The following is a 6,973-nucleotide window of genomic DNA, read 5'->3' as shown; positions in this document are numbered from 1 at the left end:
CCACCGATTCAAGAGCAGCTAAAGAAAAAGATCATGATCCTCGATGGCGCCATGGGTACCATGATTCAGCAAGAGAATTTGACAGCTGAAGATTTCGGAGGCGATGATTTAGACGGCTGTAATGAAATTCTATGCGTAACTCGCCCAGATGTGATTCGTAAGATTCATGAAGCTTATTTCGCCGCAGGCGCGGATATGATAGAAACAAACACGTTCGGAACAACAAGTGTCGTACTTGCCGAGTATGATTTGCAAGACCGTCACCGCGAGTTGAACCTCGCTGCAGCCAAACTTGCTATCGAGGCAGCGAACAAATATTCCACGCCGGAATGGCCGCGATATGTCGTAGGGGCAATGGGGCCAACGACCAAGACCTTATCAGTAACCGGAGGCGTTACGTTCGAACAGCTGGAGGAAAGTTATTACGAGCAAGCTTTAGCTTTATGTGAAGCTGGGGTAGATGCGATTCTTCTGGAAACGTCGCAAGATACGCTGAACGTGAAAGCGGGAAGCATTGGTATTCGCAGGGCTTACGAAAAGTTGGGCTTTGAGCTTCCGATTATGATTTCGGGAACGATTGAACCAATGGGCACTACATTGGCTGGGCAAAATATCGAATCGTTTTATATTTCGCTCGAACATTTGAAACCTATTTCTATGGGATTGAACTGCGCTACGGGCCCTGAATTCATGAGGGATCACATTCGAACACTGGCGGGTATTGCAGAAACTGCAATCAGCTGTTATCCGAACGCCGGATTGCCTGATGAGAACGGACATTATCATGAGTCGCCAGAATCCTTGGCCAAGAAAATGGCAGGATTTGCAGAGCAAGGCTGGCTCAATATCGCTGGTGGATGTTGTGGAACAACGCCTGAGCACATTCGTGCCATGGCAGAAACGCTTAGTGAATACAAACCAAGAACGGAATATGGTACACATTTACCTGCTGTCTCGGGGATTGAAACTTTATTTATCGAACCTGAAAATCGTCCAATCATGGTCGGTGAACGAACGAATATTTCGGGATCGCGTAAATTCAAGCGCTTGATTAAAGAAGGCAAGTTTGAAGAAGGCTCAGAGATTGCGCGTAACCAAGTGAAAAACGGTGCACACGTCATTGATATCAACTTGCAGGATACGGATATTGATGAGGCTTACGCGGTAGAAGAGTTCATGCAGCAAGTGGTCAAAAAGGTGAAAGTACCTTTGATGATTGACTCCACGTATGATCACATTATTGAACTTGGACTCAAGTACTCGCAAGGTAAAGCGATTATTAACTCCATTAACCTGGAGGATGGCGAAGTGAAATTTGCCGGAATTTTACCTCTCATCCATCGATATGGAGCTGCCGTCGTTTGTATTCTCATTGATGAACGGGGCCAGGCCGTTTCGCGTGAAGCGAAAATTGAAGTGGCAACTCGTTCTTATGAGCTTTTGACCGGGAAATACGGGATGAATCCTGAGGATATCATTTTTGATCCGAATATGTTCCCTGTCGGTTCGGGGGATCCGCAATATATTGGTTCTGCTGTGGAAACAATCGAAGGGATTAAGCTGATTAAAGAGAAATATCCACGAGCAAAAACGATTCTCGGTTTGAGTAATATTTCATTCGGCTTGCCGGATGCAGGACGAGAAGTGTTGAACTCGGTTTATTTGTACCATTGTACGAAAGCGGGTCTCGATTATGCGATTGTGAACACAGAGAAGTTGGAGCGTTATGCCTCTATTTCGGAGGAAGAGCGTCAACTGGCTGAGGAACTGATTTATAATACGAATGATGAGACTTTGGCGAAATTTGTCGCTCATTTCCGTGAGAAGAAGGTCGAGAAGAAGGAGAAAATCTCCAATTTATCCTTGGAAGAGCGCCTTGGTTCTTATGTGGTAGAAGGGACGAAGGAAGGGCTGATTCCAGATCTTGAGATCGCGCTGAAAACATATTCGCCTCTGGAAGTAATCAATGGACCGCTGATGAGAGGGATGGAAGAAGTAGGCCGCCTCTTCAATGGTAATGAATTGATTGTTGCGGAAGTACTGCAAAGTGCTGAGGTGATGAAAGCCTCCGTTAATTATCTGGAACCCTTTATGGAGAAATCCGAAACAGCTGTCAAAGGTAAAATCATTTTGGCTACCGTTAAAGGCGACGTTCATGATATCGGTAAAAATCTGGTCGAAATTATCCTGTCGAATAATGGCTATAAGATTATAAATCTTGGGATTAAAGTACCGCCAGATCAAATTGTTGAAGCACAGCGCAGAGAGAATGCAGATGCAATTGGTTTATCCGGGCTATTGGTAAAATCCGCACAACAAATGGTAATTACCGCGCAGGATTTACGTACTGCAGGTGTTGATGTGCCGATCCTTGTAGGAGGCGCCGCGCTGACACGTAAATTCACCAAAACGCGTATTCAGCCGGAATACGAAGGTGTGGTGCTCTATGCGAAGGATGCCATGGACGGGCTTGATATTGCCAACCGACTAAGTGATCCTGAGCAGCGTAAACGTCTTATTCAGGAATTAAGAGAAAGTCTGGAATCTGATGTCATGGATACTGGCAAAAAGGAAGAGAAACTGCCTCAGCTTACGCGTGTGAGTTCGTCTGCCGTGTCCAAAGATTTGCCTGTGCAAATGCCGCAAGATACGGATCGTCACATCATGAGAGATTACCCAATTAGCCATCTCATGCCATATGTGAATATGCAAATGCTGCTCGGCCACCATCTCGGTCTCAAAGGGAAAGTTGAAGCACTGCTTAGCGATAAGGATACGAAGGCTCTTCAGCTCAAAGATACGGTCGATTCCATTCTGTATGCTGCTCAAAATGACGGGATCATTAAAGCGCATGGGATGTACCGCTTCTTCCCAGCTCAATCAAGTGGAAACGATGTAATTGTCTACGATCCGCAAGATCACAGCAAAGTTCTGGAGACCTTCACGTTCCCGCGTCAAGACAAAGAACCTTATCTGTGTCTAGCTGACTATTTGAAGTCCGTAGAGAGCGGTCAGATGGATTATGTGGGCTTCTTACTTGTAACAGCTGGGCATGATATTAATGAACTGGCCAAGGATTGGCGCGACAAAGGGGATTACTTGAAGTCTCATGCGCTGCAAGCGACAGCCTTGGAAGTAGCGGAAGGATTTGCAGAACGTATCCATCATATTATGAGGGATGTCTGGGGGATCGCGGATCGCGTTGATATGACGATGCAAGAGAGATTCGGAGCCAAATACGTCGGTCAACGTTTCTCATTTGGTTACCCGGCATGTCCTAGTCTCGAGGATCAAGCCAAGTTGTTTAATCTTCTGAAGCCCGAAGATATTGGCGTTGAGCTGACAGAGTCATTCATGATGGAGCCGGAAGCATCGGTTTCAGCTATTGTTTTTGCCCACAAAGAAGCGCGTTATTTCAATGTAGGCTAAGAAAAATTAGTGCATAAAGCGAGGCAGCTTGCTCGAACACCATGTTCGGCAGCGTCCTCGCTTTCCGTGTTACCAACAGTGATTTTCAGAGAGATTGGGGTTTTAGAACGTGGAACTATATTTTTTGGGAACAGGGGCAGGCATGCCTTCCAAGCAACGCAATGTCACATCGATTGCTCTTAACTTGCTGGATGAACGGGGTACATATTGGCTATTTGACTGCGGAGAAGGCACTCAGCAGCAAATTATGAACTCTCCCGTGAAGCTCGGGCGTACCGAGATGCTGTTCATCACCCATTTGCATGGAGACCATTTGTATGGATTGCCAGGATTGTTAACAAGTCGCTCGTATCTGGGAGGCGATACACCACTTACCTTGTTTGGCCCGCCAGGGCTCAAACGATTTGTTGAGACGTCTCTGGAAGTTAGCGGCGCGCATTTGACCTACCTACTAAAGATTGTGGAAATCGAGGAAGAGGGACTCCTCTTCGAAGATGAAACATTTAAGGTTGAAACGGCGCGTTTGGAGCATCGCATCGAAAGCTTCGGTTTCCGGGTTATTGAAAAGGATCAACCCGGCAAGCTGATGCTGGATAAGTTGACGGCGCTCGGCATACCAGCCGGTCCGATCTACGGTAAGCTCAAGCAAGGGCAGACGGTTCAGCTCGAGGACGGGAGCACGCTGCATGGTGCCGATTTCCTTGGTGCGCCGATTCCCGGACGCATTGTTGTTATTCTCGGCGATACCCGCTATTGCAGCGGGGCAAAGCTGTTGGCACGAGGCGCAGATGTGCTTGTGCATGAGGCGACATTCGCCATGGATAAGCAGGAATTAGCCTATTCTTTTGATCATGCGACGTCTACGGATGCAGCGAGGATTGCTCAGGAGGCGGGGGCGAACGCGTTGATTATGACGCACATCAGTTCTCGCTACCAAGGAGACGCAGTGCTGGAACTGCTGCAAGAAGCGCAGCATCATCACAGCAACAGTCATATTGCCAAGGATTTTTGGAGCTTTGAAGTGCTGCGCAAAGGATAAGATGTATGGGAAGAGACGATTTCGGAAGGTCGGAAATGACCGGATGGATAGTCTCTTTTTTTATAGGTAGGTCGTGTCCATATGTTAGAAGAAGTCATTTTCGCAATTCTTGCTCATACACTATCCAAAAGGTGTGTAGACTGAGGTGACGAAATGGGCATTCCAGCAGCGGAAATACTGCTTTCTATCTTTATGTCCTCGATTTTTTATGTTATGTTAAGGGAAATAAGAAATGCTTATAAAGACTCTGGATGAACCTGTTTTTGGGCGGAAAAGGAGAAAACATGCTTGGTTTTGCAATTTTACTAGCTTTTAATTTCATAGGGTATGTGATCCAAATGGGCCTGCACCTGCCGCTTCCTGGCAACGTGATCGGGCTCATGCTGTTTACAGCGGCTTTATTCGCTAAGCTTGTCAAGCTTGAATGGGTGGAAGAGGCCGCGTCGCTGCTGACAAGGCATATGATGCTTTTTTTTATCCCATACACGGTTGGTATTCTGCTGTTTCTACCGATTATTGGGGCGAATCTGGTTGCGATTTGTGGCGGTATTGTCGGAGCGACAGCGGTCGTTCTGATTGTTACAGGATGGATATCATCCAAGCTAGGTAAGGAAGGGGAGAAATATGGCGGGTAATATGCTGCAGCACCCCTTATTCGGACTATCATTAAGCGTTCTGATTTATGYATTCGCTAATGTGATTTATCAGCGATGGCGATTCATGCATCCGCTTTTTGTATGCACTGGACTTATTATTCTTATTTTAGTTGGTTTTCGAATTCCTTTTGAAGACTTTAAACGAGGGGCGGATGTGTTAATCCTTCTGCTTGGACCAGCAACCGTCGCATTAGGTGTCCCGTTATATAAATACAGATCCTTAATCCGCTCCAATTTGAAGCGCGTCATGCTTAGCGTATTGGCTGGCTCAATTACCGGCATCGCATCGAGTGCGGCTATAGTTGGACTGCTAGGCGGCAGCCAGTCAATCATTCTTAGCATGCTGCCTAAGTCGGTTAGCTCGCCAATCTCGATCGAAATAGCTACGCGGTTAGGCGCAATTCCAGAACTTACTGCGGTTTTAACGACGATGACGGGTCTGTTTGGCAGCATGTTTGGCACGCGTTTGTTGAACTGGCTGAAGATAAGAGATGACATCTCTATCGGAATTGCCTTAGGGACGGCTGCACATGGCATAGGGACTGCAAAAGTTGTTAAGGATTCGGAGCAGCAGGGCGGTTTTGCTGGGCTGTCGATGGCGCTTTGTGGCATCATGACGTCCATTTTATTCATACCCATTTACTACTGGATAAAATAGTCTTACATTCTGATAAACCGTTTTTCGTCAAAGTGACGAAAACGGTTTTTTGAATTATCTAAACATTACAAAATTTTCACAATACGAAAACGAAACCATAATAAACCTCTGCTACGATGGAAAAGTGAGAATCCAGTGGAAAGGCGTGAGGTTGATGAGTGGACCCCTTCTGAATACGGCGCCTCAGCAGGCCAAACTAGCGGTTAGGCTTGCAAGCAGCGCAGATGAAATTGAGCAGGCCATGAGACTAAGGTATCAGGTTTTCGTTGAAGAAGAGAAGAACATGCGAATGCTCAATGAGGAAGGTCTTGAAAAAGACGCTTATGATGCGTACTGCGATCATCTCATTGTGAAAGATTTGGACACAGATCAGGTTGTAGGTACTTACCGTCTGCTTCCAGGAGATCGTGCCCTTCAAGGCATCGGCTTTTATTCGGAAACCGAATTTAATCTAGCGGCGTATGCTGCATATAAAGAACAGACGCTTGAATTAGGTCGCAGCTGCATTGCACCTGAGTATCGCGGCGGTAAAGCGATTCAGCTTTTATGGGAAGGAATTGCCGGTTATATTACGGAGCGCAATTATACCCATTTAATTGGCTGCGCAAGCGTACATATGAGCAATTTAGAAGATTTAAATTTAATTTATACAATGCTGCTTCAAAAACAGGTGATTACAAATAGATACGGCATTGAACCGTTATCGACCCACCGGATACCTGGACTTGTTCGATTAGAAGTTGAATGTAATGAGAAAGATGTGTTCCGTAAGCTGCCCCCACTCATGAAAGGCTACCAATGGCTCGGTGCTGAAATTGGTGGAGATCCGGCGTATGATGAGCTATTTGAGACAGTTGACTTTTTCATTATTTTGGAAAAAGAGCGGGTTACGAAGCGGTATAAACGTCATTTTCTAACAACGTAGGTAAGGAGGATTTGCTTTGTATGATTGGATCGCCAAACTAACTTCAGACGAACAAAAGCTGGCGCGTACCGAACGCATGCTGCGAATCTTTCCGCTTTGGGTTTTGCATATGGTATGTACGTTTATCTCTTTTGCTGGATATATGGCTCTGCGAAATAGTTTAGTAAGACGTGTGGAGCATAATATTGCCGATTTACTTGATGGAATGCCACAACGTGCAATTCGTATGACTTCTAAGATTTATATGAAAAATGTTGTGTTTACAC

General features: G+C 45.9%; 6 protein-coding genes. All 6 read left to right on the top strand.

Features of this window, described 5'->3' with window-relative positions; genetic code table 11:
* The coding region (gene metH / locus AC1DUA_RS16730) for a methionine synthase (protein WP_477500845.1) at window positions 1-3,429 on the top strand (3,429 nt) is incomplete at its 5' end.
* 109 nt (window positions 3,430-3,538) lie between these two features.
* The gene (gene rnz, locus AC1DUA_RS16725; protein ID WP_477500844.1) at window positions 3,539-4,468 is read left to right on the top strand and encodes a ribonuclease Z; all 930 of its coding nucleotides are present in this window, start codon (window positions 3,539-3,541) and stop codon (window positions 4,466-4,468) included.
* A gap of 284 nt (window positions 4,469-4,752) precedes the next feature.
* Window positions 4,753-5,103, top strand: a complete 351-nt coding sequence (locus AC1DUA_RS16720; protein ID WP_477500843.1) for a CidA/LrgA family protein — start codon at window positions 4,753-4,755, stop codon at window positions 5,101-5,103.
* Complete coding sequence (locus tag AC1DUA_RS16715) at window positions 5,093-5,782, top strand: LrgB family protein (RefSeq protein WP_477500842.1); 690 nt, start codon at window positions 5,093-5,095, stop codon at window positions 5,780-5,782. Before AC1DUA_RS16720 ends, AC1DUA_RS16715 begins: the two co-directional genes overlap by 11 nt.
* A gap of 154 nt (window positions 5,783-5,936) precedes the next feature.
* Complete coding sequence (locus tag AC1DUA_RS16710; protein WP_477500841.1) at window positions 5,937-6,707, top strand: GNAT family N-acetyltransferase; 771 nt, start codon at window positions 5,937-5,939, stop codon at window positions 6,705-6,707.
* A 16-nt stretch (window positions 6,708-6,723) separates the two neighbouring features.
* A partial coding sequence (locus AC1DUA_RS16705) for a hypothetical protein (protein ID WP_477500840.1) occupies window positions 6,724-6,973 on the top strand: 250 nt, incomplete at its 3' end.

This window comes from Paenibacillus sp. 01T422 (assembly GCF_056398785.1).
This window is presented reverse-complemented; position numbering and strand designations above follow the sequence as displayed.

Coding starts and splice junctions, on each gene's coding strand:
- AC1DUA_RS16720 (WP_477500843.1), top strand. CDS start 4,753: ATGCTTGGTTTTGCAATTTTACTAGCTTTTAATTTCATAGGGTATGTG.
- AC1DUA_RS16710 (WP_477500841.1), top strand. CDS start 5,937: ATGAGTGGACCCCTTCTGAATACGGCGCCTCAGCAGGCCAAACTAGCG.